At 54.8% G+C, this 26,014-nt stretch carries 22 protein-coding genes and 1 pseudogene; 7 read left to right on the plus strand and 16 right to left on the minus strand.

Annotated features, from left to right (window positions below; genetic code table 11):
- Positions 1–234: 234 nt before the first annotated feature.
- Both EHN07_RS16750 and cls read right to left on the minus strand, forming a co-directional pair.
- Positions 235–564 carry an HI1450 family dsDNA-mimic protein gene (locus EHN07_RS16750; RefSeq protein WP_124025185.1) on the minus strand — a complete coding sequence of 110 codons (330 nt, stop codon included), beginning with the start codon at positions 562–564 and terminating at the stop codon, positions 235–237.
- Between the two features lie 37 nt (positions 565–601).
- Positions 602–2,062 carry a cardiolipin synthase gene (cls, locus tag EHN07_RS16755; protein WP_124025186.1) on the minus strand — a complete coding sequence of 487 codons (1,461 nt, stop codon included), beginning with the start codon at positions 2,060–2,062 and terminating at the stop codon, positions 602–604.
- A gap of 146 nt (positions 2,063–2,208) precedes the next feature.
- Here cls and EHN07_RS16760 point away from each other — a divergent pair, with 146 nt between their 5' ends.
- Complete coding sequence (locus tag EHN07_RS16760; protein WP_124025187.1) at positions 2,209–2,391, plus strand: YciY family protein; 183 nt, start codon at positions 2,209–2,211, stop codon at positions 2,389–2,391.
- A 103-nt stretch (positions 2,392–2,494) separates the two neighbouring features.
- Here EHN07_RS16760 and EHN07_RS20495 read toward each other — a convergent pair whose 3' ends face one another.
- Both EHN07_RS20495 and EHN07_RS16765 read right to left on the minus strand, forming a co-directional pair.
- Complete coding sequence (locus EHN07_RS20495; protein ID WP_167467326.1) at positions 2,495–2,650, minus strand: hypothetical protein; 156 nt, start codon at positions 2,648–2,650, stop codon at positions 2,495–2,497.
- Positions 2,651–2,692: 42 nt separating this feature from the next.
- On the minus strand, positions 2,693–2,989 hold the full coding sequence (locus EHN07_RS16765; protein WP_124025188.1) for a YciI family protein: 297 nt from the start codon (positions 2,987–2,989) through the stop codon (positions 2,693–2,695).
- A 214-nt stretch (positions 2,990–3,203) separates the two neighbouring features.
- Between EHN07_RS16765 and tonB the strand changes: the two genes are divergently transcribed.
- Complete coding sequence (tonB, locus tag EHN07_RS16770) at positions 3,204–3,932, plus strand: TonB system transport protein TonB (RefSeq protein WP_124025189.1); 729 nt, start codon at positions 3,204–3,206, stop codon at positions 3,930–3,932.
- 63 nt (positions 3,933–3,995) lie between these two features.
- Here tonB and pqqU read toward each other — a convergent pair whose 3' ends face one another.
- The 4 genes and pseudogenes from pqqU to EHN07_RS16790 all read right to left on the minus strand — a co-directional run bounded on the left by pqqU (position 3,996) and on the right by EHN07_RS16790 (position 10,783).
- A complete protein-coding gene (gene pqqU, locus EHN07_RS16775) occupies positions 3,996–6,116 on the minus strand; it encodes a TonB-dependent receptor PqqU (RefSeq protein WP_167467327.1) in 2,121 nt (706 codons plus the stop codon).
- 223 nt (positions 6,117–6,339) lie between these two features.
- Positions 6,340–6,486 (minus strand): annotated as a pseudogene (locus EHN07_RS20720) (amino acid permease); the annotation flags it as partial.
- Positions 6,487–6,492: 6 nt separating this feature from the next.
- The gene (locus EHN07_RS16785; protein ID WP_124025190.1) at positions 6,493–9,588 is read right to left on the minus strand and encodes a beta-galactosidase; all 3,096 of its coding nucleotides are present in this window, start codon (positions 9,586–9,588) and stop codon (positions 6,493–6,495) included.
- 112 nt (positions 9,589–9,700) lie between these two features.
- Positions 9,701–10,783, minus strand: a complete 1,083-nt coding sequence (locus EHN07_RS16790; protein ID WP_124025191.1) for a LacI family DNA-binding transcriptional regulator — start codon at positions 10,781–10,783, stop codon at positions 9,701–9,703.
- Between the two features lie 228 nt (positions 10,784–11,011).
- Between EHN07_RS16790 and pptA the strand changes: the two genes are divergently transcribed.
- Positions 11,012–11,242, plus strand: coding sequence for a tautomerase PptA (gene pptA, locus EHN07_RS16795; protein ID WP_124025192.1), 231 nt, complete (start codon positions 11,012–11,014; stop codon positions 11,240–11,242).
- Positions 11,243–11,273: 31 nt separating this feature from the next.
- Here pptA and EHN07_RS16800 read toward each other — a convergent pair whose 3' ends face one another.
- The 3 genes from EHN07_RS16800 to EHN07_RS16810 form a co-directional block, all read right to left on the minus strand.
- Positions 11,274–12,080 carry a trypsin-like serine peptidase gene (locus tag EHN07_RS16800; RefSeq protein WP_124025193.1) on the minus strand — a complete coding sequence of 269 codons (807 nt, stop codon included), beginning with the start codon at positions 12,078–12,080 and terminating at the stop codon, positions 11,274–11,276.
- Between the two features lie 331 nt (positions 12,081–12,411).
- Positions 12,412–13,896: a carboxypeptidase M32 gene (locus tag EHN07_RS16805; RefSeq protein WP_124025194.1), complete on the minus strand. Its 1,485-nt coding sequence runs from the start codon at positions 13,894–13,896 to the stop codon at positions 12,412–12,414.
- A 74-nt stretch (positions 13,897–13,970) separates the two neighbouring features.
- On the minus strand, positions 13,971–15,221 hold the full coding sequence (locus EHN07_RS16810) for an MFS transporter (protein ID WP_124025195.1): 1,251 nt from the start codon (positions 15,219–15,221) through the stop codon (positions 13,971–13,973).
- Between the two features lie 99 nt (positions 15,222–15,320).
- Here EHN07_RS16810 and EHN07_RS16815 point away from each other — a divergent pair, with 99 nt between their 5' ends.
- The 3 genes from EHN07_RS16815 (at position 15,321) to bioD (ending at position 18,383) form a co-directional block, all read left to right on the plus strand.
- Entirely contained in the window at positions 15,321–16,229 is a 909-nt protein-coding gene (locus EHN07_RS16815) for a LysR family transcriptional regulator (RefSeq protein WP_124025196.1), read from the plus strand.
- 117 nt (positions 16,230–16,346) lie between these two features.
- The gene (gene mlc, locus EHN07_RS16820; RefSeq protein ID WP_124025197.1) at positions 16,347–17,564 is read left to right on the plus strand and encodes a sugar metabolism global transcriptional regulator Mlc; all 1,218 of its coding nucleotides are present in this window, start codon (positions 16,347–16,349) and stop codon (positions 17,562–17,564) included.
- A 123-nt stretch (positions 17,565–17,687) separates the two neighbouring features.
- Positions 17,688–18,383, plus strand: coding sequence for a dethiobiotin synthase (gene bioD / locus EHN07_RS16825; protein ID WP_124025198.1), 696 nt, complete (start codon positions 17,688–17,690; stop codon positions 18,381–18,383).
- Here bioD and clcB read toward each other — a convergent pair.
- From clcB to EHN07_RS16845, 4 genes are all read right to left on the minus strand, one after another.
- On the minus strand, positions 18,336–19,631 hold the full coding sequence (gene clcB, locus EHN07_RS16830) for a voltage-gated ClC-type chloride channel ClcB (protein ID WP_124025205.1): 1,296 nt from the start codon (positions 19,629–19,631) through the stop codon (positions 18,336–18,338). The genes bioD and clcB overlap by 48 nt on opposite strands.
- 175 nt (positions 19,632–19,806) lie before the next feature.
- Entirely contained in the window at positions 19,807–20,433 is a 627-nt protein-coding gene (gene dmsD / locus EHN07_RS16835) for a Tat proofreading chaperone DmsD (protein ID WP_124025199.1), read from the minus strand.
- Between the two features lie 105 nt (positions 20,434–20,538).
- Complete coding sequence (gene ynfE / locus EHN07_RS16840) at positions 20,539–22,980, minus strand: selenate/tellurate reductase subunit YnfE (RefSeq protein WP_124025200.1); 2,442 nt, start codon at positions 22,978–22,980, stop codon at positions 20,539–20,541.
- 210 nt (positions 22,981–23,190) lie between these two features.
- Positions 23,191–23,493: a DUF1161 domain-containing protein gene (locus EHN07_RS16845; RefSeq protein WP_124025201.1), complete on the minus strand. Its 303-nt coding sequence runs from the start codon at positions 23,491–23,493 to the stop codon at positions 23,191–23,193.
- 201 nt (positions 23,494–23,694) lie between these two features.
- Here EHN07_RS16845 and EHN07_RS16850 point away from each other — a divergent pair, with 201 nt between their 5' ends.
- A complete protein-coding gene (locus EHN07_RS16850; protein ID WP_124025202.1) occupies positions 23,695–24,693 on the plus strand; it encodes a bile acid:sodium symporter family protein in 999 nt (332 codons plus the stop codon).
- 17 nt (positions 24,694–24,710) lie between these two features.
- On the opposite strand, the gene add is transcribed toward EHN07_RS16850, so the two are convergent.
- Positions 24,711–25,712: an adenosine deaminase gene (add, locus tag EHN07_RS16855; RefSeq protein ID WP_124025203.1), complete on the minus strand. Its 1,002-nt coding sequence runs from the start codon at positions 25,710–25,712 to the stop codon at positions 24,711–24,713.
- Between the last annotated feature and the right edge of the window lie 302 nt (positions 25,713–26,014).

Genomic DNA, 26,014 nt, shown 5'->3' on the forward strand with positions numbered 1-26,014 from the left:
CTGATCTCAAGGTAGACCCGCTATAACCTCGCAGGGCAGCGTAAAGCTGCCCTGATATTGCTGACAAAGAAGGAAAAAGCGTGGTTTTTCCTTCTTTGTTGTTATCAGCCGAAAATCAATAAATTGATTTTCCTTGTTTTTTATTGATGGTCCATGTTCGTTTTGCAAAAGTCATGGGGTTTGTCATCAGTCTGAGGGCAGCGTAAAGCTGCCCTGATATCTATTGCGGTGCAGTTATTCGCGCCACAGAATATGGCAAAGCTTATGGTCTTTTTCGCGGCACAGCAGCACGCGCGCAAAAATATCGTTGATTTCGCCCCCGTCGGTCTCGGCAAGGCCAATCACCACCTCGGCAAAGAAGTCCGGGTTCAGGTCAAAATCTACATGCTCCTGCCAGTCTTCGGCCGGGTCAAAAAGCTCAGCGCCGCCGCGCTCTTCAAACTGCAGGTTAAACAAAATCACGTCTGCCGGATCGAGATTATCAACCGCCAGTTCGAGAAAAATATCGTAAGCCTGCTCAAGCGTTTCATCTTCTGTCAGGCGGTTATTCAGATCCATTTCCATCTCTGTTTCCACTTATCGAGTGCGATAGCGCCACGTTTTACAGCAACGGGCTAAAGAAGTAAAACAGTCGCTCTACCACCCGCTGCCACATGGGGCGTTTCACCCATAAACGCAGGTCTACCAGCCGTGAGCGGGAGATATAGTCGTCTTGTACCGCGGCCAGGTCGCTGGCAAAGCCAGAGTCATCAATAACTAACGTAATTTCGAAATTAAGCCACAGGCTGCGCATATCCAGGTTCACCGTCCCCACCAGGCTCAGTTGCCCATCAACCAGCACGCTTTTGGTATGCAGCAATCCACCTTCAAACTGATAAATTTTCACGCCGGCGGTAAGCAGTTCGGTAAAGAACGCCCGACTTGCCCAGCCCACCAGCAACGAATCATTATTGCGTGGAATGATAATACTCACATCGACGCCACGCTGTGCCGCGGTACAAATGGCATGGAGCAAATCATCGCTCGGCACGAAGTAGGGGGTGGTCATAATCAAATATTCACGCGCGGCGTAAACGGAGGTCAGCAGCGCCTGGTGAATTAAGTCTTCCGGGAAGCCGGGGCCGGAAGCAATGGTGTGGATCGTATGCCCGCTGGCCTCTTCAAACGGCATAATATTTGCGTCCGGAGGCGGAGGTAAAATACGCTTGCCGGTTTCGATTTCCCAGTCGCAGGAGTAAACAATCCCCATGGCGGTGGCGACCGGGCCTTCCATGCGAGCCATTAAATCCACCCATTGGCCGACGCCGGCATCCTGTTTAAAAAAGCGTGGGTCAACCAGATTCATACTGCCGGTGTAGGCGATGTAATTATCGATCATCACCATTTTGCGATGCTGGCGTAAATCCATGCGCCTGAGGAACACACGCATCAAATTAACTTTGAGCGCTTCAACCACCTCCACGCCCGCATTGCGCATCATGTTGGCCCACGGGCTGCGGAAGAAGGCCACGCTGCCTGCCGAGTCCAGCATTAACCGGCAGTGAATACCGCGGCGAGCCGCCGCCATCAGCGACTCAGCGACCTGGTCGGCAAGGCCGCCGGGTTGCCAGATGTAAAACACCATCTCAATATTATGGCGAGCCAGCTGGATATCGCGAATCAGCGCCTGCATGGTTTCATCGGAGCTGGTGAGGAGCTGCAGCTGATTGCCCTTGACGCCACCAATTCCCTGGCGCCGTTCACACAGCTGGAACAACGAAGCCGCGACCTCGCTGTTCTCTGCGGCAAAAATATGTTTGCAGCTTTTAAGGTCGTTCAGCCATTTGGCGGTCGAAGGCCACATGGCACGCGCGCGCTCGGCCCGGCGTTTGCCCAGATGCAGCTCACCAAATGAGAGATAGGCGATGATGCCGACCAGCGGAAGAATATAGATAATCAACAGCCATGCCATGGCTGAAGGAACGGCGCGCCGTTTCATTAAAATCCGTAACGTCACGCCGGCTATCAGTAACCAGTAACCTAAAATGATCAGCCAACTCACGACGGTGTAGAAGGTTGTCATAGTTCAAAAATCCTTTAGAAACCGTATGCTATTGAGTTTACGCACAACTGCCAGAGGTTGACACTAAAACTAATCGTAAAACGGCTGGTCTGGCGGGAAGAAGGCTCTATAATGACGCGTGTTTACATGCAATCCGAGTGATAAAAATGAGGCGTAGTCGAAATGAGGTCGGACGGTGGCGTATGCTTCGTCAGACACAACGGCGCAGATCGCGTTGGCTGGAAGGTCAGTCACGCCGCAATATGCGCATTCACGCCATCAGAAAGTGCCAGACAAACCGCCAGCGCAACTCCTTGCTGTTTGCTATTCACGATCAATGGGCGTCGTAACGAACAGGGCACCGCGTGCGGTGCCCTCAGATGACTAACAAAGTAAGGAAAAGCGTGGTTTCTCTTACTTTGCGCTAGGTTCAACCCGTTTTCGCTGAACCTGCTACGAAAAATGCATGGCCAGTAAAATAATCAACACCGTTATCAGGCCAGCTGCGCCTATCGCTGACGGATGCTTAGCCAGCCAGGCATGCCAGCGCGCTTCCTGATTACCCACCGACTGCTTATGGCGTTCATACGATTCGTCAAAAAGATCCATCAAAATTTCCTGATAACATCATTCACGGCACTGAGAATGGGATCAGAATACCTTCTTGAAGGGTTTGATCGCCACCTGTTTATAAACCCCCGCAGCAATATAAGGGTCCGCTTCGGCCCAGGCTTGCGCCTCTTCGAGCGAGGCAAACTCGGCAATCACTGTGGAACCAGTAAAACCCGCAGCCCCTGGGTCGTTACTGTCGACCGCAGGCATTGGACCTGCCGTTAGCAGCCGGCCTTCATCGCGTAATAGCTGTAGGCGCGCGAGGTGGGCAGGGCGCACTGCCGTACGCTTTTCGAGAGAGTCGGCATTATCTTCCGCATAAATGACATACAGCACGTGCAGCACTCCTTTTGGTATGAGGGTTGTAAAGTACGGTAAGTGAATGGCGTTAAGACTGCAATTGAAAGATAGACAAGATGTTAAATCGGGGCGGTGAATGAGGGAAAATCCAGCGTCCGCCAGGAAAATAAGCCACTTTCTACGATGCGTTGTTGAATATGATTGCTATTTGCATTTAAAATTGACGCCTGTTTAAGAGACCTAAGCCATTATGACGTCAATGATCCTTGATTTACCTCGCCGCCGCTTTCCGTGGCCGACCGCACTCTCTGTCGTACTTCATGGTGCTATTGTCGCGGCGGCTCTGTATACCTCGGTACATCATCAGGTTATTGAGTTGCCCGCACCGGCACAGCCGATCAGCGTCACGATGGTGATGCCTGCTGAGCTTGAGCCTCCACAGCCTGAAGTTGTGCAGCCTCCGCCAGAGCCGGTGGCAGAGCCCGAGCCTGAACCTATTCCCGAACCGCCGAAAGAAGCGCCGGTGGTTATTCATAAGCCAGAGCCGAAGCCTAAGCCAAAACCGAAACCGGTGAAAAAAGTTGAGCAGCCGAAACGGGAAGTAAAACCGGTTGAACCGCGTCCAGTCGCGCCGGTAACCAATAGCGCTCCTGCGCGCACGGCGCCCGTTTCAACTACGCCGCCTGTTACCTCGACGGCTCCGGTTGCCACCGGGCCGCGTGCGCTAAGCCGTAACTCGCCGCAGTACCCTGCCCGTGCCCATGCGTTGCGTATTGAAGGTAAGGTGCGCGTGAAATTTGATGTTGCCGCGGATGGTAGCGTGAACAATGTGACCGTGCTCGCGGCGACGCCTGCCAATATGTTTGAGCGCGAAGTGAAAATGGCGATGAAAAAATGGCGTTACGAAAGTGGAAAGCCTGGGCAGGGTTTGATTGTTAATGTGGTGTTCAGGATTAACGGCGGAGCCTCCATGGAGTAACCACGTTTTTTCCTGCTTTGCCAGTAATCTAACGGAACCCGATGTGGTTCCGTTTTTTTATCTCTACAGGAAGGTATAGCTCAGGTTCACCCCCACACCGTAATTGCGCCCGGGTGCCGGTTCGTAATAGCGGTTATTGCCTTCATTTACGATAACGGAGCCGACATATACGCGGTCGAATAAGTTATCCACGCGCCCCCAGACATCCAGCATCCAACGCTCGCGGAACCGCAGTTTATAGCCGCTGTTAAGCGAGGCGACGGTATAGGTGGGTGCTGTAGCCGTATTTTCATCATTAGCCTGAATATCACTCATATAGCGCACTTCGGTACCGGCGTAAAATCCCTCTGGCGGCGCGTATTCAAGCGCGGCGTAGCCCATATTGCGCGCTATGCCCGGAATACGATTTCCCGTGCAGTCGTCCGTGCCGCAGGCGTTGCTGCGGTAAGTGGCATCAAGATATGTCCATGCCATTTTCACGCGCCAGTCGTAACCAGGCTGGCTATCGGCTGAAAGCTCAATCCCCCGGCGGCGCGTTTCAGCGGCATTTTTATAGGTCGTACGCCCGCCGCTGCTCTGGTCTGCGACCAGCTCATTATCGGTATCCGTCTGGAACAGGGCTGCGCTTAACAGGCTATTACCCACGCGGGTTTTACTGCCGACTTCGACGGTATCGCTGGTGGCGGGTTGTAAGGCGAAATTCAAACCCGGCAGGTTACCGTCACGATAGGACAGTTCGTTAATGGTTGGCGTTTCAAAGCCGCGCCCTGCTGAGGTGTAAATATTCCACGCGTCGCTCAGAGCGTATTTTAGCGCCGCCGCCGGCAGCCATTTGTGATAGCTGGCGTCCCCGCTGTCATCACCATTTTTGCCGATGATATAGTTATCATTCGAGTCGAACCAGACAGAACTAAACCGCACCCCGGCATCAAGACTGAGTTTATCGGTAAGCTGCCAGGCGGTTTGCAGATAAGGGTCGAGGTTCCACATCAGGTTACGTTCATTGCGGCGCAGGTCGCCTTTCTCGCCCAATAGCGTTATGCCATTTTCGGCAACAAAGTTTTCATAGCCTTTGCGCTTTTCCGATAGGGTTTGGTAGTCAAGCCCGGTGGTAAACGTCACAGGAACAGCGAGCAGATTTCCACGATGCGTCCAGCGCGAATCAATCCCCTGATAATGCCGGGACAGCTCTATCACGCCGCCTGGATGAGTAGGGTTCAACTGCGGAGCCACAGGAATTGATTGATATTGCGTGGTTTCACGCACGCCTGCGTAGGCCATGACGCTCAGATCGTCATTGGCGCTTAACTGTCTGTCATAACGCAATCCAGCCTGGGTCTGTTTGGTGCTCTTGCGCGTGTTGTATTGTTCGGCGCGCGGTGCCTGTTGCGGATTACCACGCCACTCCTGTTCGGTTAACCCGCCGGGATCGTTAGCGTCAATATCGACGCTATTTAGCAGCAGCGTTAGCTTACTCGCTTCATTCAGGCGCACGCCCAGTTTGGCGTTGGCGAGGTTCTTTTGCGCACTGCTGTGGTGGCGATAACCATGAGTGGTGAAGCGCGAAGCGGAAATCGTATAATCGACATCGCCTGCCTGGGTGCCATCGCCCGTTGCCCCCGTTGCTTTAACACTGTTACGCCAGCTGCCAAAACTCCCGTAATACGTGCTGGCTTCGAGCGTCGGCGGCTGTGTGCCGGTTGTTGTCGTGACATTAATGACGCCACCTGACGCGTTGCCGTAGAGCACTGAGAATGGCCCGCGCAGCACTTCAATGCTTTCAACGCTGTTGATATCAATATTCGAGGTTTGCCCCTGGCCGTCGGGCATGGTGGCGGGAATACCGTCAACATATATTCGCACGCCGCGCACGCCGTAGGTGGCGCGAGATCCAAACCCACGCACCGAAAGCTGTAAATCCTGCGCATAGTTCTGGCGGTTTTGCACCTGCAGGCCCGGCACGCCGCTGAGGCGTTCTGAAAGATTAATGCGTGGTGCCGCATGACGCATCTCCTCGCCATTGACAACGCTAACCGCTGCCGGAGTATCCAGCTCAGAAATCGTATCTTGCGTTGCCGTCACCACCAGCGTTTCTTCGGCCGCAAGCAGCGGAGAGGATAACAATGAGAGAGCCGGGGCGACCAGCAGCGAAAGGGACATCTTTCCATATTGCACAATTTTCATCAGAGTTTTTCACCGTCAACAGCAGGTAAGTTCCGGACAAACCATCTGGAACATTGAGGAAGGTTAGGTAATATTTTGATGAATGTTTGGAAAGTGTTAACAATGCATGGCGTTAATGCAAATTTTCAGCGGGATAAAGAGAAAGAAATCTTTAGCGCGCAGGAGCAGAGATAAGGCAAGCAACAGGGGCCGAAAGGGGATTCTGCCCATGATCTATAGCTAATTAAACCGTCGGTATATCATCAGGGTGTGCATCGTGATGGTGCACAAGCTGATGGACGCGTTTACGCGCGCCAAACCAGCGAGGCACCAGTATCACAGCAATTAGCGGGATCGACGCGATGGTATAAATCCCGTGCGAATAGTCGAAGAAAAACTAGCGACGCACCCAACTCAGATCGTAATGATAATGCTGTTTATCCAGCAGATACTCCGGTGAAACGCTCGGACTCCAGGAATCATCCCCCCCTACGCCCATATGGAAACCATCCAGGTTCAGCCAGCTGCCAGCCTCTTCGACTAACAGATGGCGGTGGGACTTTTCGCGCAGCTGCTGCTGGCTAAAGCGGCTGAGGTTGAAATGGAAGTTTCCGCGCCATTGGTTATCACCGTATTCGAGAGCCTGCGTGTCGCAGCGTAGGCCATTTTCGCTGGGGAAAACATACGGCGTATGCATATCGGCAAGCGGGCGTTGCCAGTAATCAAACAGCGCAGATTGTTTGCGATCCGGGTAGTTTTCATGCGGCCCCAGTCCCAGCCAGCATACCTGTGGCGCAACCTGTGACAATTGGCACGCCAGCCCAATACGCGCAGGCGGTGGCGTGCCAAAAGCGACCTCCACATCCACGCTAATATGTAATGCGCCCAGGGCATCAATACGCCAGTTTTTGCGGCTGATAAACAGCGTCTTATCATTATGTTTCCAGCTATGAACGGTGCAGATCTGCACTTCACCTGCCAGCGCTTCGGCAGTACAGATTTCCAGTTGCGCTTCCAGCTGGTACATTCCTGCCGCTTTCCAGCGCTCGACCCAGGCATTTGGATCAACGCGTGTCGCTTCACTCACGCCGATATCGTTATCTAAAGGGGCACGGGTGAACCGATCCTGCAATGGCTGTAGCAGCGCGGGCTGCTGTGCTTTCCACCACTGATGCAATAACCCCGTTTCACGATTGAACTGCCAGTGGTGGTGCCCAAGCCGAATGTCAAAATGGCAGGGGCTGGTTTCGAGCGTTGGCGCATCGTGGCTAAAACATGGCGTATTGACGCACAACATACCGGGAAGCTGCCACTGATCCCAGGCGCAAAGATGCCCGGCTTCAGACCAGCCGGTGGCATTTATTTGCTGCACTTTTACCGTCAGCCACACATCGCCACTTTGCGTTATCGCTGGCAGAGCGTCAAAGGTCAGGGTTTGCGTGCCTTGTGGAGCAATATCCAGCAGGGCTTCACCTTCGGCCAGCGTGACCCCGTTTTGCGCAATTTGCCAAACCAGGCGCTCATTATCGCTGCGGCGGAATAAATACTCGCTGGTGATTATCAGGCGTAATGGCGTTTCACGATGCAGGGTAAACTGGAAAAATTGCTGCGCTTGCTGGGCTTCATACAGTGCCGGATGTGGTGTCCGGTCGGCAAAGAGCAGCCCGTTCATACAGAACTGACGATCGTTTGGCCGATCGCCAAAGTCGCCGCCGTAGGCAGAAAACGGTTCGCCATTTTCATCGTGCTTAATCAGCGACTGATCGACCCAGTCCCAGACAAAGCCGCCTTGCAGGCGCGGGTGCTGGCGGAAGGCCTGCCAGTATTTGTGGAAGCCGCCAAAGCTGTTGCCCATCGCGTGGGCATATTCGCACAAAATGAGCGGACGGCTTTCGCCCGGCATCCCGATCCACTTTTTAATTGACCACTTTGGCACCGCCGGGAAAGGCTGATCCTCGTCGACACGGGCATACATCGGGCAAATAATATCGGTGGCTGCGCTGTTGGCTCCGCCGCCTTCATACTGCACCGGGCGCGTAGGGTCGAACGATTTTATCCAGCGATAAAGCGCATCATGATTGGCCCCGTGCCCGGATTCATTGCCAAGTGACCAGATAATAATCGATGGATGGTTAATATCGCGCTGCACCATACGCGTGACGCGCTCGGCCATAGCGGGCAGCCAGACGGGATCGTCGCTCAGACGATTCATCGGCACCATGCCGTGGGTTTCAATATTCGCTTCATCCACCACATACAGGCCGTACTTGTCGCACAGCCGGTACCAGAGCGGATGGTTGGGGTAGTGCGAACAGCGCACCGCATTGAAGTTGTGCTGCTTCATCAGCACAATGTCCCGACACATGGTTTCTGCGTCCATCACCTGACCCTTGATCGGGTGGTGCTCGTGGCGGTTAGTGCCGCGAATCAGCAGCGGTTTACCGTTGAGCTTTAACAGCCCCTGCTGAATCTCAATTTTTCGGAAACCAATATCATAGGCTTCCGCTTCAATTGTTGCGCCTGTGCTATCCAGCAAAGCCACAACAACGCGATACAGGTTAGGAAGTTCCGCGCTCCACAGCAGCGGAGAGTTGACCGGTAATTTCAGCGTAGCGCGGTCGTGATATGCGCCACGTTCATCAATAACCTCACTGCCGAGTTTCTGCTGCTTTTCGCCAATACATTGCTCACCGTGCCACAACTGCACTGAAACCTGTACCTCCGCTGTCTTTTCCCCCTGTACTTTGATGTGGGCTGCGAGCGTCGCGTGGCTGAAATCTTCATTAAGATGCGTGCTCACCCGCACATCGCTCAGATGAGTGGCCGGTTTATGCAGCAGCGTTACGTCGCGGAAAATACCGCTCATGCGCCACATATCCTGATCCTCCAGATAGCTGCCGTCGCACCAGCGCAGCACCATCACCGCCAGGCGGTTTTGTCCGGCCTGAAGCACATGGCTGAGATCGAACTCCGAGGGCAGGCGGCTGTCCTGGCCGTAACCGATCCAGTGGCCGTTGCACCACAAATGGAACGCTGAATTTATGCCGTCGAAAATAATCCGTGTCTGACCGCTATCAAGCCAGGATGGGGAAAGATTAAATGTGAGCGAATAACATCCTGTTGGATTCAGCGAGGGTACCTGCGGTGGAGTCACCGGGATCGGATAGGTGACATTGGTATAAATTGGCACATCATAACCGTGCAGTTGCCAGTTCGCGGGCACAGGCAGCGTTTGCGCATCGGGTAAATCATGCGCCAGCCAGCTTTCCGGAACGCTTTCGGGCTGCGGGAAATAGCTGAACTGCCAGTTGCCATTCAGGCTGTGGACGCTGTCGGAGGCTTTGTCATCCCGTGCGGCGCTCGCATCGCGCCAGCTGGAAAACGGTGGGTGAGCGGGTAGCCGGTTTAGCTGCGTCACGGCGGGAGTTTCCCAGTCACGTTGCCCAATAATGGCTGCCAGTGTCGCAGCGGTGCAGGCCGATCGGATGGTCATGCTGGAGGTTCCTTTATAGTTTTGCTATTCGCTCACAATTTACGGCAATATGATTTTTGCCCGTTCATAAGTAAAGCAGCAAAACAACGTCAGGTGAGGTGATTCACAGAAATCACTTCAGACTAGCCACCTGGCGGGCGAGAACCAACAGCGCATCGGCCAGAGCCTGTGGCGAGGCTGCGTGTGATCCCGGCGCTGCGGTGGTTTGCCGTTTAATCAGTGAAACGGGCAATACGCTGGCGTGTGCCGGTAAATCCGGCGTGTGGATTTGCGCGATCAATCGGTCAACGCAGGCACTCCCTAACGCTCTGAAATCCTGCTTGATGGTGGTGAGCGGTGGGATAAAACAGGCGCTGTCTTCGGTGTCGTCATAGCCAATGACTGAAACCCGGGCGGGCACCGATAAACCGGATTCATGAAGCGCACGCAGCGCGCCTAATGCCATCTGATCGTTGGCGACCAGCAGGGCGGTAAAAGGGGTATTAAGGCTGATGAGCGCCAGCGTTTGTAGATAGCCGGATAACGAACTCCAGTCGCCTCGCAGCTGCGCCACGGCGTTCAGATGATGCTGAGCCAGCGCCTGTTGCCAGCCTTGCTGGCGCAAACGTGCGGAAACTGAATCCTGAGGTCCGCAAAGTAAGGCAATTTGCTGGTGGCCCTGTTCAATAAGATGCTCAACCGCAAGATGCGAACCGGCAGCGGCGTCAAACGTAATGCTGTGGGTCGCCAGTTCAGGCGAGACATCCACAAACAGCACCGGCACCCGGCCACACATCCGGGCGATCGCTTGCGCCTGCTCATCTTCCAGCGGGATGTTGACTATCAGCCCATCGACACGCTGTGCAAGCAGCCCGTTAACCGCGTTTTTACAGGCGCTTAAATCAGGCTGCTCAATCATCGACATCACCACATTAAAGTGGAGATGACTGGCCCGGGATTTAATCGCTGCGGCAATTTGCGAAGGGGCGTGCCATGACAAATTACTGGTTACCAGCCCGAGGGTATGGCTCAGTTTCCCCGCCAGCTGTTGCGCTACGCGATTGGGAACATAATTGAGCGCTTGCATCGCGGCTTCTACTTTACGCCGCGTTTTCTCCGAAACATGCTCCGCCTGGTTGATGACGCGCGATACGGTCTGGTAAGAGACAGCGGCATGTTTCGCCACATCGTAAAGCGTCATCGATTTGGTTTTCATGGCGGTTTCCTTTTGGCGCGGATATAACGGGGCGTGTTTGGCATTATCGATCATTTACGACCCAAAAAACGCATTATAGTAAGATTGCTGATAAAGCCCGCTGAAAATCAATAAGTTCCTCTCGTGTGGATGAGCAACAGCAGGGGTTGTGCAATTTGTTGGTTTAGTATTGCAGGCGCAGAGGGCTTCACGTAAATATATTGCTCCAGACCAAAGGGGAGAACCGCTGTGCCGCATATCACTGTAAAACACTATCCGCGTGAACTGACTGATGAACAAAAACAAGCGCTGGCCAGCGATATTTGCGCCGTGCTCAGAAAGCATTTTAATTCATCGGACGAGTCGCTGTCCGTTGCCTTAACGCCGGTTGAGAAAGAACGCTGGAAAGAGGATGTCTACGATAAAGAGATCTCCCCGCAGCTTGCGACATTAGCTAAAAAGCCAGGCTACAGCCTGTAATATCCGTGCCGGTCTTGATCCGGCGGTGAGATTACTGGCTGGCTAAGGTCTGTAGCTGGTCGCGAAAACCGGTTACGGAAATGGCGCGGTTATCAGCGCGATAGCGGTCTTTGGCGGCAGGCGCGGAACTCTGCACCGCGATCAGCTGCCAGCCGTTATCGGTTTTGAGCATCAGCGGCGAACCGCTGTCGCCGGGCAGGGTATCGCACTGGTGTGACAGTACGGTTTGCTGCGCCCAGCCGGTAATCAGGCAATCGTTATGGGTGTAGAGATCGTCAAGATGATCCTCCGGATAGCCCGATTGCGTGACCTGGCGCTGCTGATTTTTCAGCGCTTCGGTTAACGCCTCGCGGCCACCTGCAAATAACGGTAACGGCGTAATACCCGACGGCGGGTTGTGCAGCATAATCAGGCCAAAGTCGTGGGGCGCGGCATTCGTCGGCACAATCCAGCCGTCGCCGTCCGGCTTCAGCCGGCGCCCAAGGGATGATTCCACCCGGCTTTCAATATCATGAATTTCATAGCGCCACTTTCCCTTATTCGAGACAAAGCGTAATGCTATGGCTTTATCGGGCGTGCCGCGTGGCGGTTGCAGCAGGCAGTGTCCGGCGGTTAATGCCAGATGGGGGGAGATTAACGTCGCGGTGCATAAGTTACCGCTGGCGGTTTCAAGCTGGCCGATGGCATCCCACGGTGGGGCGGTAGGATCCTTGACTCTGGTGCGATCATCCTTGCCGAAAAACAGCGTTTTAACCTGCGCCGCGCTTTCGTCATCGGCGTGGCTCAGGACGGAGAAAAGGCACAGTACGCCTAGCAGCATCACAACTTTTTTGCGCATATCACTCTCTGTGGGGCGATTAATTTTGCTTATTTTGAAACCCAGCGAATGGACTAACTATAGACGGATGGCACAAAAATTGGCAGTAAAAAGTCATTAAAGCCAGAAACTTAGCGTGATAACGCCGCAAAGAATCAGCAGCGTAAGGATGATTTCAACACCGTAGCGTCGCAATATCACCTGGCTCCAGGGATTAGCTTGCTGACCGGGAAGAAGGAAAACGTGATTCTTCCTTCCCGGTGGCGTTTGGACGAAAATCAATAAATTGATTTTCCTGGCTTTTTTATTGATGGCCCCGATGCCTTTGGCGAAAAACCTCAGCGGAGGGGACTTATAAATAGCGCGCTTCTAAATGTTTACGGAAATACATCGGGTTAAGGTCTTCACCCGTGGCGTTGGTGATAAGTTCCGCGGTGGTGAACCGGCTGCCGTGCTGCCAGATGTTTTGACGCAGCCAGTCGAAGAGCGCGGTGAAGTCGCCTGCGGCAATATCACTTTCCAGCTGTGGTAGCGCGAGTCTGGCGGCATTGAACAGCTGCGCGGCGTACATCGCCCCCAGCGTGTAGGATGGGAAGTAGCCAAAGGCGCCGTCTGTCCAGTGGATATCCTGCATACAGCCGTTACGGAAGTTGTCTTTGGTAGAAAGCCCCAGCCAGTGCTGCATTTTCTCATCCCACAGCGCCGGGATATCTTCCACTTCGATATCGCCATCAATCAGCGCGCGTTCGATCTCATAGCGCAAAACCACGTGGGCAGGATAGCTGACTTCATCAGCCTCAACGCGGATAAACCCGCGTTCTACGCGCTGGTTAACGGCGATAAAGTTTGCGGTTTCAAACTCGGGCTGTTTTCCGAAGCGCGCAGTGACCATCGGCAGTAACAGCTTCAGGAACTCTTTACTGCGGCCCAGCTGCATTTCAAAGAACAGGCTTTGTGATTCATGAATTGCCGTAGAACGCGCCAGCGCAACAGGTTGGCCAAGCCATTCACGCGGTAGATTTTGCTCATAACGCGCATGACCGGTTTCGTGGATCACGCCAAACAACGCGCTGATCAGATCGGACTCATCGTAACGCGTGGTGATGCGCACATCTTCCGGCACGCCGCCGCAGAAGGGATGAGCGCTGACATCAAGCCGCCCGGCGTTAAAATCAAAGCCCAGCAGCTTCATGGTTTCCAGGCCCAGCTCGCGCTGCTGATGGGTGGCAAACGGCCCGCTGGGGGTGATGACGCTCTCTTTTGCCTGTTTCTCAACCACTTTTTGCAACAGATCGGGCAGCCATGTGGCTAAATCACCGAATAGCGCATCAAGTTTGGCGCTGGTCATGCCCGGTTCGTAAATATCCAACAGCGCGTCGTAGCGCGATTTGCCTTTTGCGTCAGCACGCAGTTTTGCCTCTTCACGGCTAACGCGCACGACCTCTTTTAAATTGGCAGCAAAACCTTGCCAGTCGTTGGCCGGGCGCTGGCTGCGCCAGCCATGTTCGCAGCGTGTACCGACCAGCGATTTCTCTTCCACCAGCGAAGCGGGCAACAGAATCGCTTCCTGATACTGGCGCATCATTTCACGCAGGTTGGCGCGTTCAACATCGTTAAGATTTTCCTGCACCGCCGCCTGGAGCAGGGTGGCGATTTTTTTATCGGTCAGGATCTGATGCTGCAAAACGCTCAGTTCAGCCAGCGCTTCACCGCGGGCGGTGCTGCCGTTGGGCGGCATATTGGTGAACATATCCCAGCCAGCGATAGCCGAGAGATGGCCAAAACGTGAAAGACGCTGGAAGGTACGGGTGAGGTGATTGTAGTTTTGCTTTTCCATAGGGCCTCATGAAGAGATGGTTTTCGCCTGCGAAAATAGCAAAAAGCCCCGGAGAAGACGAGGCCGCAACCCGGTTAATGTGCGCGCTGATGTAATCGCGCGCCCACGAATAAGGACAACACCAAAAGCGAGCCGATAAAACTCGCCACCCCAGGCCAGCCAAACCGCTGCCAGAATACGCCACCGAGCGTCCCGGCGAGGCTTGAACCGAGGTAATAGCTGAACAGATATAACGACGATGCCTGTCCTTTAGCGCGTTTGGCACGCGGCCCAATCCAGCCGCTGGCGACCGAGTGCGCGGCGAAGAATCCGGCGGAAAAGAGCAGCATGCCGGCAAAAATAATCGTCAGCGGCGAGCAGAGCGTGAGTACTAAACCCAGCAGCATGACGGCGGTGGAAATGATCATCACCGGGCCACGCCCATATTTTGCGGTCATGACTCCGGCTTTGGGCGAACTCCAGGTGCCGGTGAGATAGGCTACCGAGAGCAATCCCACCACCGCCTGGCTTAAATACCAGGGCCCCTGCATTAAGCGATAGCCGATGTAATTGAACAGCGTGACGAAGGCGCCCATCAGCAAAAAGCCCTGAGCAAACAGCAGCGGTAAGCCGCGATCGCGCCAGTGCAGGCGTAAGTTGATCAACAGCGTTTTTGCCCGCAGGGAGGAGGGGCGAAAATGTTTAGAGGCGGGCAATATTTTCCAGAACATCAAAGCTGCGGCCAGGGCGAAACAGCCAATGACCGCGACGGCGATACGCCAGTTAAAGAAGTCGGCGATCGCGCCGCTTAGCAGCCGGCCACTCATGCCGCCAATGGAATTCCCGCTGATGTACAGCCCCATAGAGAATGCCACCACGCTTGGGTGGATCTCTTCGCTCAGATAAGTCATACCTACGGCGGCAACGCCGCTCAGCGATAGACCAATCAGGGCGCGCATCACCAGAATGCCGTGCCAGCTGGTCATCATGGTGGAAAGCAGGGTGCAGCTTGAGGCGAGCAGCAGTGCGGTGACCATCACCGGCTTGCGGCCAATGGCATCGGAAAGCGGCCCGGTAAACAGCAAGCCGATAGCCAGCATGGCGGTAGAAACCGATAGCGAAATACTGCTGCTGGCGGGTGAAACGCCAAATTCATGCGAGAGCAGCGGTAATATCGGCTGTACGCAATAAAGCAGGGCAAAGGTGGCAAGCCCCGCGGAAAACAGCGCCAGCGTGACGCGCATAAACTGGGGTGAACCACGTTTGATAAAGCTGACCGGCTGGAGGGGACATCTGTCGTCAATATCTTCTGCCGGGGCAGTAGTGACAAGGGTTGTACGGCTCAAAATGGGTCCTTAATGGGCAAAAGAGTGCTGCTGTTGAGAGTAGAAAATTGCCAATGTTTTGTCTAATATATTAATAATCTCAATTGATATGTTTAAAGTATGAATATTGAATTGCGCCATCTGCGCTATTTTGTGGCGGTGGCCGAAGAGCTGCATTTTGGCCGTGCCGCCGCGCGTTTGCGTATTTCCCAGCCGCCGCTGAGCCAGCAAATTCAGATGCTGGAACAACAAACCGGGGCGCGGCTGCTGGCACGAACCAACCGTAGCGTGAGCCTGACCGCCGCAGGCCAGCAGTTTTTGCAGGATGCCCGGCAGATTTTAAACCAGGTCGATGCCGCCGCGGGGCGAGCCGCCAGGCTGCATCAGGGGGAAACCGGCGAGCTGCGCATTGGCTTCACGTCATCAGCGCCATTGATTAAAACGGTATCCGATAGCCTGTCAACCTTTCGTCACAGCTACCCTGATGTGCACCTGCAGATGCGTGAAATCAATACCCGCGAGCAAATCGCCCCGCTAAACGACGGCGAGCTGGAACTCGGTTTGATGCGCAACACCCGTCTGCCGGATACGCTCGCCTGGCGTCTTGTTTTGCGCGAGCCGCTGTTGGCGATGGTGCATCGCGACCATCCCCTGGCGGCATATGCGGAAATTTCACTGCAGCAGTTGGCCAGTGAGCCCTTTGTCTTTTTTGATCCCCACGCTGGCACAGGTCTGTATGACGATATTCTCGGGCTGCTGCAACGCCACGGAATTTCACCCCATATTACGCAGGAAGTGGGGGAGGCGATGACGATTATCGGGCTGGTTTCCGCAGGGTTAGGGGTTTCGATACTCCCGGCATCATTTAAACGGGTCCGTTTATCGGAGGTCGTCTGGCTGCCGTTAACGCCAGCGGATGCGCAGTCGGAAATGTGGCTGGTGTGGTCAAAGCATCGTGAGCAGTCTGCCGCAGCGATACGAATCTCGGCGCTGTTAACCGCCTCAGCCACCGCTTTAAAAGAGGATTAAACGGCTAGAATATGTGCGGTAAATCACAACCCTACGTAAATATTTGACTCCTTCACTTGAAGTGTTTCACCATAGCGCAAAGTTTATTTCGAAGCGCGAAAATAAAGGGAGTCGCAAGTGGTTGCTGATAGCCAACCGGGCCATATCGATCAGATCAAGCAAACGAACGCCGGTGTCGTTTATCGCTTGATTGATACCCATGGGCCGGTGTCGCGCATCGATCTTTCCCGCCTGGCGCAGCTCGCGCCCGCCAGCATCACGAAAATTGTTCGTGAAATGATTGAAGCCCACCTGGTGCAGGAAACCGAAATTCAGGACCCCGGCAGCCGGGGCCGCCCTGCGGTGGGGCTGATGCTGGAGACCGAAGCCTGGCACTATTTGTCGGTGCGTATCAGCCGCGGAGAGATCTCGCTTGGCCTGCATGATTTAAGCAGCAAATTGATTGTTGAAGATACCGTTGAGCTGGCGGTGAATAGCACGCAGCCGCTGATTGAACGCATCATCGCCCAGATTGACCAGTTCTTTATTCGTCATCAGCAAAAGCTCGAACGTCTGACGGCGATCGCCATCACTACGCCGGGAATTATTGATACCCGGCGTGGCATTGTGCATCGTATGCCGTTTTATGAAGTCTGCGATATGCCGCTGGGTGAGATCCTGGAAAACTATACCGGGGTGCCGGTCTATATCCAGCATGACATCAGTGCCTGGACGATGGCCGAAGGGTTATTCGGCGCCTCAAAGGGGGCGCGTGATGTGATTCAGGTGGTGATTGATCATAACGTTGGCGCCGGGGTGATTACCGACGGGCGCTTGCTCCACGCCGGCAGCAGCAGCCTGGTGGAAATTGGCCACACGCAAGTGGACCCTTACGGTAAACTTTGCTATTGCGGCAATCACGGCTGCCTGGAAACTATCGCCAGTATCGACAGCGTGCTGGAGCTGGCGCAGCTGCGCATGAGTCAGTCGATGGGCTCTAAACTGCACGAACGGCCTCTGACCGTCGAGTCGCTGTGTGATGCCGCGCTGGATGGCGATCTTTTAGCGAAAGATATCATTCTCGGCGTCGGGACTAACGTAGGGCGCATTCTGGCGATTATGGTCAACCTGTTCCATCCACAAAAAATCCTTATTGGTTCCCCCCTTAACCGGGCCGCCGATATTTTGCACCCGGCTATCACCAGCTGTATTCGCCAGCAGGCGCTACCCGCCTATAGCGAGCATACCGTCGTTGAAGCCACGCAGTACCATCACCGTGGAACCATGGCCGGGGCGGCGCTGGTAAAAGACGCAATGTATAACGGTTCGTTATTGATTCGCTTACTGCAGGGCTAATCTCCTGCTCTGATCCACTAAAAATTGCGCTATCTCAAGCCGGTCGAATCACTATTCTTTTAGACTTCCACTCCTGCACTATTCATTTTTTAATCACTTTGAGCATTACCCTGGGAGTCAGTCATGCTTACGCGTTTCTTTATAACGGGTACCGATACCGCCGTTGGGAAGACGGTGGTTTCTCGCGCTTTGTTGCAGGCTCTTGCGGCCAGCGGCAAAAGCGTCGTCGGCTATAAGCCGGTAGCCAAAGGCAGTAAAGAGACGCCAGAGGGCCTGCGCAACAAAGATGCGTTAGTTCTGCAAAGTGTTTCCACGGTCAGCCTGCCTTACGAAGCCATCAACCCTATCGCGCTAAGCGAAGAGGAGAGCAGCGTGAGCCACAACTGCCAGATTAACTACTCGCTGCTTTCCAACGGGCTTGAGCGTCTGAGCGGGCAGGTGGATCACGTTGTGGTCGAAGGCACCGGCGGCTGGCGCAGCCTGATGAACGATTTACGCCCGTTATCTGAATGGGTGGTCCAGGAGCAGCTACCGGTATTGATGGTGGTGGGCATTCAGGAAGGGTGTATCAATCACGCTTTGCTGACCGCGCAGGCGATTGCCAACGATGGCCTGCCGCTAATCGGCTGGGTGGCCAACCGTATCAACCCGGGGCTGGCGCAGTACGCTGAAATCATTGATGTATTGAGCAAAAAACTGCCCGCTCCGCTGGTGGGCGAGCTACCTTACTTACCGCGTGCAGAGCAGCGCGAGCTGGCGAGCTACATCGATCTATCCCGTCTTAGCGGCGCTCTGGCGGTAGACCGTTTGCGGGCGTAACCAGCGCGAAAGCGCCGAAGCTATCACGCACGCCAGCAGTAAGCCGGGGAGTAGCGTAAACTCCCCGGTCATTTCACAAACCATCAGCGTTGACATAATCGGCGCATGAGTGGTGGCCGCCAGCAGGGTTGCCATTCCGGTCAACGCCAGCAAAATTGCGATGTTATCGCCACTCCAGGCCCCAAAACCAGACCATTGGCCGACCAGCATTCCGAGCGCTGCCCCCACAAACAGCGTGGGGGTAAACACGCCGCCTGGAGCGCCAGAGCCGCTGCTGGCCAGCACCGCCGCCAGTTTGTAGACCAGAATGCCCGCCACAAAAAGTAGCCCCGGAGGCTGTGAGAGAAACGACTGCACCACGCTGTAGCCGTTGCCCCATACCAGCGGCGTGATAAGCGACAGCAGCCCGACCAGCAGCCCCCCAAGCGCCAGCTGCAGCGGCGGCATTAAATGCAAACGCTGGAATAGCCTGCTGCTGTGCGTCATCAGCCAGAGGAATAACGGCCCGGCGACGCCGGCAAGCAGGCCGAACGTTGCCATCAGCAGATACTGTATGGGCTGCGGAGCGCTTAATGCCCGCACGGTATACAGCAGCGCCTGTTCGTCATTCAATAAATGAGTCATCAGCAAGGCGCTGACGGCGGCAATCACCACCGGGCCGAGCGAGGCCAGCACCAGCGTGCCAAACAGGATCTCGGCGATAAACAGACTGCCCGCCAGCGGCGCATGATAGGCGCTGGCCATCCCGGCGGCGGCCCCGCAGGCGACCCATAGTTTCCATTCATCTTTATTGCACAAGCGTTGGGCAAACACCGAAGCGAAAACGGCGGCCAGCAGAACCATCGCCCCCTCGCGTCCGATGGCGCTGCCGCTGGCGACGACAATCAGCGATGCTGCCGATTTGACCAGGCTTGCCCCGACATCCAGGCGACCGTCGCCCGTTTCAATCGCTTCCATGTAGTCGGTGGGGGCAGAAGGACGCTGGCGTGTGGCGTGTTGCCATCCCCAAAGTAAGGTGCCCGCAAGCAAACCGCCCAGCGCGGGAGTCAGCAAGCGTCGCCACGGCGATAGTGCCGCTGCCGCCGCGACCAGGCTGCCGCTGCGATCCCCCAGCAGCAGGCCTTCAAGAAAATAGATCCCCTGGCGAAATAGCCACACCACCGCTGCGGAGGCGATACCAATCCAGACGGCAAAAATAAGTCGTCGTAACATGCCTTGTATATCGGGGGCGTGGTTTAAGCGGTGCATAGTCTGCATTGTAGGGTGGATAAGCGGCAGCGTCATCCACCGTTTGCCTGTTCTTAGGTAGCGATTGGGCTGGATAAATAGTTACGGTGTAACTTTTAAGCCGAAGCCGGAAGGGATTGAATGGCGCACAAAGAATGGGCGGACAAGCAAGCGTCGTCCACCCGGGCTCCGGTTTTTAGCAGTAAAGCTCTTTTTGCGCCACCGGGAGCGATAAATCTTTGCTCCAGTCGGCGAGCGTTAACTGGGTTAATTCGCCCAACGCCTGATAGAACGGATGTGCGGCGCTGGCGATAAACAGCTCCAGAAAACGGCCGCTCCACGGCAGAAGATGCCAGGCGAGCAGTTCGTCTACTTTTTGCTGTAAACCTTCTTGCGCCAGCCAGGCTGCCAGCATCAGCAGCAAACCGATATGATCTTCCGGCTCATTGCTCTGCTGCTCGTTGGCGATGTCGTTTTTACGCATCCAGCGGCGTAACTCAAGCATTGAATCACCAAACAGCACCTGTTCTTTATCGAGATAGACTGAGCCCCACGGCGAAGCAGGAAGCTCGTAAGGGCCAATAAACAGACGCTGCCAGGCTTCGCTCAGCGTTTCTGGCGCATAGCTGAACCCCTCTTTCATGCGTTGGGCGATAGCGGCCAGCTCTGTATGCTGAAGCGGCCATTGTTCTACCCAGTCGGGCTGTGCAAGCGAGGCGTAGAGCCCGGCGACGTCCCGGCTTTGGGGTTCTTGATAGTAAAGCGCCCCGAGCACTCTACCGGTCAGGGCGATAGCGGCCAGTCGTTGCTTTGTTTCAGACATTATTCTCTTCCTTGTTGCGCGAGTTATGCCGCGCATTCTCTACCAATTAACCTGCAACCGCTATGCCAACTTATCTATACCGGCGATAAAAGATCCACCGTCTGATTAAATTTTTTGGATCTCGACCAGATTAGTATGCTGTGGATTGCCCTTCGCCAGCGGTGAAGGGCGCTGCGTGGTCAGCGTATTAATACACGCGCCGTAATCAACGCGATCGCCACTCATATTGGCTTCGTGCCACGCGCCCTGGCCCATGGCGGTGACGCCTGGCATAATGCGCGGGGTGACTTTTGCCGTAATTCGCAGCTCCCCGCGCTCGTTAAATACACGTACCTTATCGCCATCAGCAATAGCGCGGCTTTGCGCATCTATCGGGTTGATCCACACCTCCTGGCGGCAGGCTGCTTTAAGGACGTCAATATTGCCGTAGCTTGAATGAGTGCGGCCTTTGAAATGGAAGCCGAAAAGTTGCAGCGGGTAAACGCTGCGCTCGGGGGCATCCCAGCCTTCAAAGGTGGGGGCGTACACGGGCAGCGGGCTGATAGTCTCATCTTTTTCTAGCTGCCAGCTGGCGGCAATTTCTGCCAGCTGGCTTGAGTAGATCTCTATTTTTCCGGAGGGTGTTTTCAGCGGGTGGGCGTCAGGATCGGCGCGGAACTGCTGATAGGCCACAAAATGGCCGTTTGGGTCTTTACGCTTATAAATTCCCATGGCCCGCAGCGCTTCATAGGAAGGTAACTGCGGATCTTTTTCCTGCATCCGCGCGTAGAGATATTTCAGCCACTGCTCCTGCGTGCGGCCCTCGGTAAACTTCTGATAGATATCTGGCCCAAGGCGGCGAGCCACTTCGCTGGTTATCCAGTAAATCGGCCGGCGTTCAAACTTCGGTTGGGTTGCGGGTTGGATGAATATCAGATAACCCATGTTCCCGGCGTAATCGTTAGGGATAATGTCTTGTTGTTCAACGGTCATTAAATCCGGCAGCAGAATGTCGGCGTATTTTGCCGATGAGGTCATAAAGTTGTCGATGACCACAATCATTTCGCAGCGGCTGTCGTCCTGCAGAATATCGTGGGTTTTATTGATATCGGAGTGCTGATTAGTGATGGTGTTGCCGGCATAGTTCCAGAGGAATTTGATTGGCACATCAAGCTTCTCTTTGCCGCGCACGCCGTCACGCCTGGCGGTCATTTCTGGCCCGCGAACGATGGCGTCTGTCCAGCTAAAGCAGGAAATCTGCGCGTTCACCGGGTTCGTCAGCACCGGCATCCGTTCAATGGTGATGGTGTAAGTGGATTCACGCGCGCCGCTGTTGCCGCCGTTGATCCCTACATTTCCTGTCAGGATCGGTAACATGGCGATGGCGCGCGCGGTCAGCTCGCCGTTAGCCTGGCGCTGTGGCCCCCAGCCCTGTGCGATATAGGCCGGTTTAGCGCTGCCAATTTCACGCGCCAGCTTGATGATTTTATCGGCCGGAATACCGGTAATGGCCGATGCCCAGCGCGGGGTTTTCGCCACGCCATCTTCCCCCAGCCCCAGAATATACGCTTTATAATGGCCATTGGCGGGCGCGCCTTCCGGCAGGGTTTTTTCGTCATAGCCAATGCAGTATCGATCGAGGAAAGGCTGGTCGACGAGGTTTTCGCTAATCAACACGTGGGCAATACCGGCAACCAGAGCGGCGTCGGTTCCCGGGCGAATGGGCAGCCATTCATCTTCGCGCCCCGCAGCCGTGTCGGTGTAGCGCGGATCGATTACGATCGTGCGCGCATTTGAGCGTTCGCGAGCCTGCCCGAGATAATAGGTAATCCCGCCGCCGCCCATGCGCGTTTCGGCGGGGTTATTACCGAACAAGACCACCAGTTTGCTGTTTTCAATATCGGAGGTGCTGTTGCCCTCGTTGCTGCCGTAGGTGTACGGCATCGCACAGGCAATTTGCGCAGTGCTGTAGGTGCCATACTGCCTGAGGGATCCTCCATAACAATTCATCAGACGCGTCACTAACGAGGCGTAAGGCGAAGAACGCGTAATATTGCCGCCGACGATTCCCGAGGAGTAGTGAATATAGACGGCTTCATTACCGTACTTTTCTACCATGTTTTTCAGGCTTCGGGTAATCGTGTCCAGCGCCTCATCCCAGGAAATACGCACAAATTTCCCTTCACCGCGCTTACCGGTGCGTTTCATTGGGTAGTTCAGGCGCGCAGGGTGGTTGATTCGGCGGCGAATCGAGCGCCCGCGCAGGCAGGCGCGGACCTGATGATTGCCATAAACATCGTCGCCGGTGTTATCGGTTTCCACCCAGCTGACTTCATTATCGCGTACGTGCAGGCGCAGCGCGCAGCGGCTGCCGCAGTTTACGGAGCAGGCTCCCCACACCACTTTGTCTGCTGCGGCTGAAGCGAGGCTGCTGGCCAGCGCAGAGGTTGCCGCACGTAGGCCAAAGGGCAGGGGAATAGCGCTAACGGCCAGCGCCAGTCCGCTAATGGCGCTGTTTTTGATTAAGTTTCGACGGGTTACTCCATCACGACGGTATTGGTTCGACATAGCTCACTCCATGATGTGTTATCGCTGGATCGGGATGCCATTGTTGTGGTTGTTGCAAATGACGGTGATATTTACTGACCGTGTAGCAGGATCGTTGACAGTGACTACTTTCGCGCATTCAGGGCGACAATTTGTTAATACGTATCAAATTAGCGTGGAGTGGTGAGTGGGGAAATAGCAAAAACGGGGCAGCGATACCCCGTTTAATTTTTATTGCGGCTCGGCGCGTGGCCCATCCTGAGTATTACCGCCGCTTACGGGATAGTTTCCGCTGCTGGTACGCGTATAGAGGATTTTCTGCGTATCATTAGCGCAGTGTCCCACAACCTGTGCATCGGGCTGGTCGGCCTGATCGTTCGGCACTATCGTCAAGCTAAATCCCGCTTCCGGAACGCCATTATTGATAATCTTTTGCTGAATGTCGGCCTTCACTTTATCGCATGATGTCTGCGCGGCCAGCGCCGGCGTCATCACTACCAGCAGGCATATAGCCGGCCAAATTGAATATTTCATGGTCTCTTCCTTCCGTTGAGGGTACGGTAATAAGGATAGTCGCTATAGTGTAAATTATTGTATTTGCTTATATCATCGTTGTTATATAGCAAGTCGGGGACAGCTTACATGAAGCAAACGCCAAAACGTGAAAGCTATACCATTATGAACAGCGTGAATTACTATTGATAGCGTGTGAAATTCTGCGTGGAAGGAAGCCGAATGAATGGGTTGCAGCGTCTGAAAATTGATACTTTTTTGCTGATTATGATTGCGGTCGTGGTGGTGGCGTCACTGTTCCCCTGCGAAGGGGCGCTCAAAACGGCCTTTGAATATCTGACCACGGCGGCGATTGCGCTGCTGTTCTTTATGCACGGCGCCAAACTTTCGCGCTACGCCATGGTGGCGGGAATAAGGCACTGGAAGTTACACCTCGTGGTGTTCCTTAGCACCTTCGCGCTGTTCCCATTACTGGGGCTGGCGTTGGGCTTTCTCTCCCCGGCCATTCTCAATCAGCCATTGTATCTGGGTTTTCTCTATCTTTGTGCGCTGCCCGCGACGGTGCAGTCGGCCATTGCCTTTACTTCCGTTGCCGGTGGCAACGTCGCGGCAGCGGTGTGTAGCGCATCGGCCTCAAGCATTCTGGGGATTTTTCTGTCGCCGGTTTTAGTCGGCGCGTTGATGAATACTCAGGAAGGGAGCACCGACACGCTGCATGCCATTGGCAAAATTGTCCTGCAGCTGATGGTGCCATTTGTGGTGGGGCATCTGTCACGCCCGCTGATTGGCAGCTGGGTCGATAAACATAAAAAACTGATTAGCCTGACGGACCGATCATCCATTTTGCTGGTGGTGTATGTCGCCTTTAGCGAGGCGGTGGTGGAAGGGATCTGGCGGCAGGTGAATGGCGCCGCGTTGCTCGGCGTACTGGGTTGTTCTGTCGTGCTGTTGGCGATTGTGCTGGTCATCAATACGTGGGTGGCGCGCCTGATGGGCTTTAATACGGCAGACGAAATTACGATTGTGTTTTGCGGCTCGAAGAAAAGTCTCGCCAATGGCGTGCCGATGGCAAACGTGCTGTTCCCGGCAAGCGCCGTAGGGATGATGCTACTGCCGCTGATGATCTTCCATCAGGTGCAACTGATGGTCTGCTCGGTGCTGGCTCAACGTTATGCGCGTAAAAGGGCGCAGGAAAAAACAGCGCCTGAGTCCGTTTCCTGATCCAGGCGCGCGGAGGATTAAGCGGTGCGCACTTTAGCTGTCAGCGCCTGCTTTTCAGCGTCGCTCAGGAACGCGATGTGTAAACCATTCTGTTGCGCGGTGCGAATATGAGCCGCGCTCAAACCCGCCTGCGGCGCCGCGACGTTATATTCATGAAGAATGTCGATCCCCTGAACTGCCGGGTCATCGGTGTTAATCGTTGCCAGGACGCCTTTATCGAGGAAGGTGATTAACGGATGCTTATCCAAAGACGCGATGGTGCTGGTCTGAATATTGGAGGTCAGGCAGGATTCGATACCGATGCCGTGTTCTGCCAGGAAATCCATTAACGCCGGGTCTTCGACCGCTTTCACACCGTGGCCAATACGCTCGGCCCCTAGTTCACGAATTGCCTGCCAGATGCTTTCCGGGCCTGCCGCTTCACCCGCATGCACCGTGATATGCCAGCCCGCATCGCGCGCGCGATTGAAATGATTCAGGAAGAGGCTGCCCGGGAAACCCAGCTCGTCCCCCGCAAGATCAAGAGCGGTAATGCTGTCGCGATGGGCCAGCAGCGCTTCCAGCTCGGCCAGGCATGCTGCTTCACCAAAGGTACGGCTCATAATGCCGATTAAGCGCGCTTCAACCCCAAAATCGCGGCAACCCTGACGCACGCCATCAATCACCGCGGCCACCACTCCGGCAAGCGGCAGATGATGGCTCATTGCCATGTAACCCGGCGAAAAGCGCAGCTCAACATAATGCAGGCCGTTACGCGCCGCATCTTCAATGTTTTCCCACGCTACGCGGCGGCAGGCGTCCAGATCCCCCAGCACTTTCACCCCCCAGTCGAGTTTTTGCAAAAAGCTCACCAGGTCGGGGGCGGTTTCCACTACCTGTACATGAGGGCGGAGGGCTTCCGTGGAGTCTGCCGGAAGCGGCAAATTAAACTGGCGGCCTAAATCGAGAATGGTTTGCGCACGAATATTGCCATCAAGGTGGCGGTGCAAATCGGTCAGCGGCAGGGTGGTATCAATCATGGTCGCACTCTTTTTTTGCTTAAAGTGCGTAACAGTATAAAAACAAACGCCCCCAAATAGCTACGTTGCGCAATCAATAAAGAGCCAGCAATCTCAAGCCCGGACTACACCGGGGCTTCAGATGCTGACAAAGAAGGAAAAAGCGTGGTTTTTCCATTCTTTGTTGGTTATCAGCCGAAAATACAAATAAAATTTGATTTTTCCTTGTTTTTTTATTAATGGTCTATGTTTGTTTTGCGAAACTCATGGGGTTTGTCATCAGTCTGAGGAGCCCGCGAGGGCTCCTCTTTTGGTCTGAAATT

The sequence above is a fragment of the Buttiauxella warmboldiae genome (genome assembly GCF_003818135.1).
GTDB lineage: Bacteria > Pseudomonadota > Gammaproteobacteria > Enterobacterales > Enterobacteriaceae > Buttiauxella > Buttiauxella warmboldiae.

Bases quoted from the DNA above. Each gene is read 5' to 3' on its own strand.
- ynfE (WP_124025200.1), bottom strand. From the start codon at position 22,980: ATGTCGAACCAATACCGTCGTGATGGAGTAACCCGTCGAAACTTAATC.
- EHN07_RS16760 (WP_124025187.1), top strand. From the start codon at position 2,209: ATGAGGCGTAGTCGAAATGAGGTCGGACGGTGGCGTATGCTTCGTCAG.
- EHN07_RS16845 (WP_124025201.1), bottom strand. From the start codon at position 23,493: ATGAAATATTCAATTTGGCCGGCTATATGCCTGCTGGTAGTGATGACG.
- add (WP_124025203.1), bottom strand. From the start codon at position 25,712: ATGATTGATACCACCCTGCCGCTGACCGATTTGCACCGCCACCTTGAT.
- EHN07_RS16815 (WP_124025196.1), top strand. From the start codon at position 15,321: ATGAATATTGAATTGCGCCATCTGCGCTATTTTGTGGCGGTGGCCGAA.
- EHN07_RS16750 (WP_124025185.1), bottom strand. From the start codon at position 564: ATGGAAATGGATCTGAATAACCGCCTGACAGAAGATGAAACGCTTGAG.
- cls (WP_124025186.1), bottom strand. From the start codon at position 2,062: ATGACAACCTTCTACACCGTCGTGAGTTGGCTGATCATTTTAGGTTAC.
- bioD (WP_124025198.1), top strand. From the start codon at position 17,688: ATGCTTACGCGTTTCTTTATAACGGGTACCGATACCGCCGTTGGGAAG.
- EHN07_RS20495 (WP_167467326.1), bottom strand. From the start codon at position 2,650: ATGGATCTTTTTGACGAATCGTATGAACGCCATAAGCAGTCGGTGGGT.
- tonB (WP_124025189.1), top strand. From the start codon at position 3,204: ATGACGTCAATGATCCTTGATTTACCTCGCCGCCGCTTTCCGTGGCCG.
- EHN07_RS16785 (WP_124025190.1), bottom strand. From the start codon at position 9,588: ATGACCATCCGATCGGCCTGCACCGCTGCGACACTGGCAGCCATTATT.
- EHN07_RS16790 (WP_124025191.1), bottom strand. From the start codon at position 10,783: ATGAAAACCAAATCGATGACGCTTTACGATGTGGCGAAACATGCCGCT.
- EHN07_RS16805 (WP_124025194.1), bottom strand. From the start codon at position 13,896: ATGGAAAAGCAAAACTACAATCACCTCACCCGTACCTTCCAGCGTCTT.
- dmsD (WP_124025199.1), bottom strand. From the start codon at position 20,433: ATGTCTGAAACAAAGCAACGACTGGCCGCTATCGCCCTGACCGGTAGA.
- EHN07_RS16800 (WP_124025193.1), bottom strand. From the start codon at position 12,080: ATGCGCAAAAAAGTTGTGATGCTGCTAGGCGTACTGTGCCTTTTCTCC.
- pqqU (WP_167467327.1), bottom strand. From the start codon at position 6,116: ATGAAAATTGTGCAATATGGAAAGATGTCCCTTTCGCTGCTGGTCGCC.
- clcB (WP_124025205.1), bottom strand. From the start codon at position 19,631: ATGCACCGCTTAAACCACGCCCCCGATATACAAGGCATGTTACGACGA.
- EHN07_RS16850 (WP_124025202.1), top strand. From the start codon at position 23,695: ATGAATGGGTTGCAGCGTCTGAAAATTGATACTTTTTTGCTGATTATG.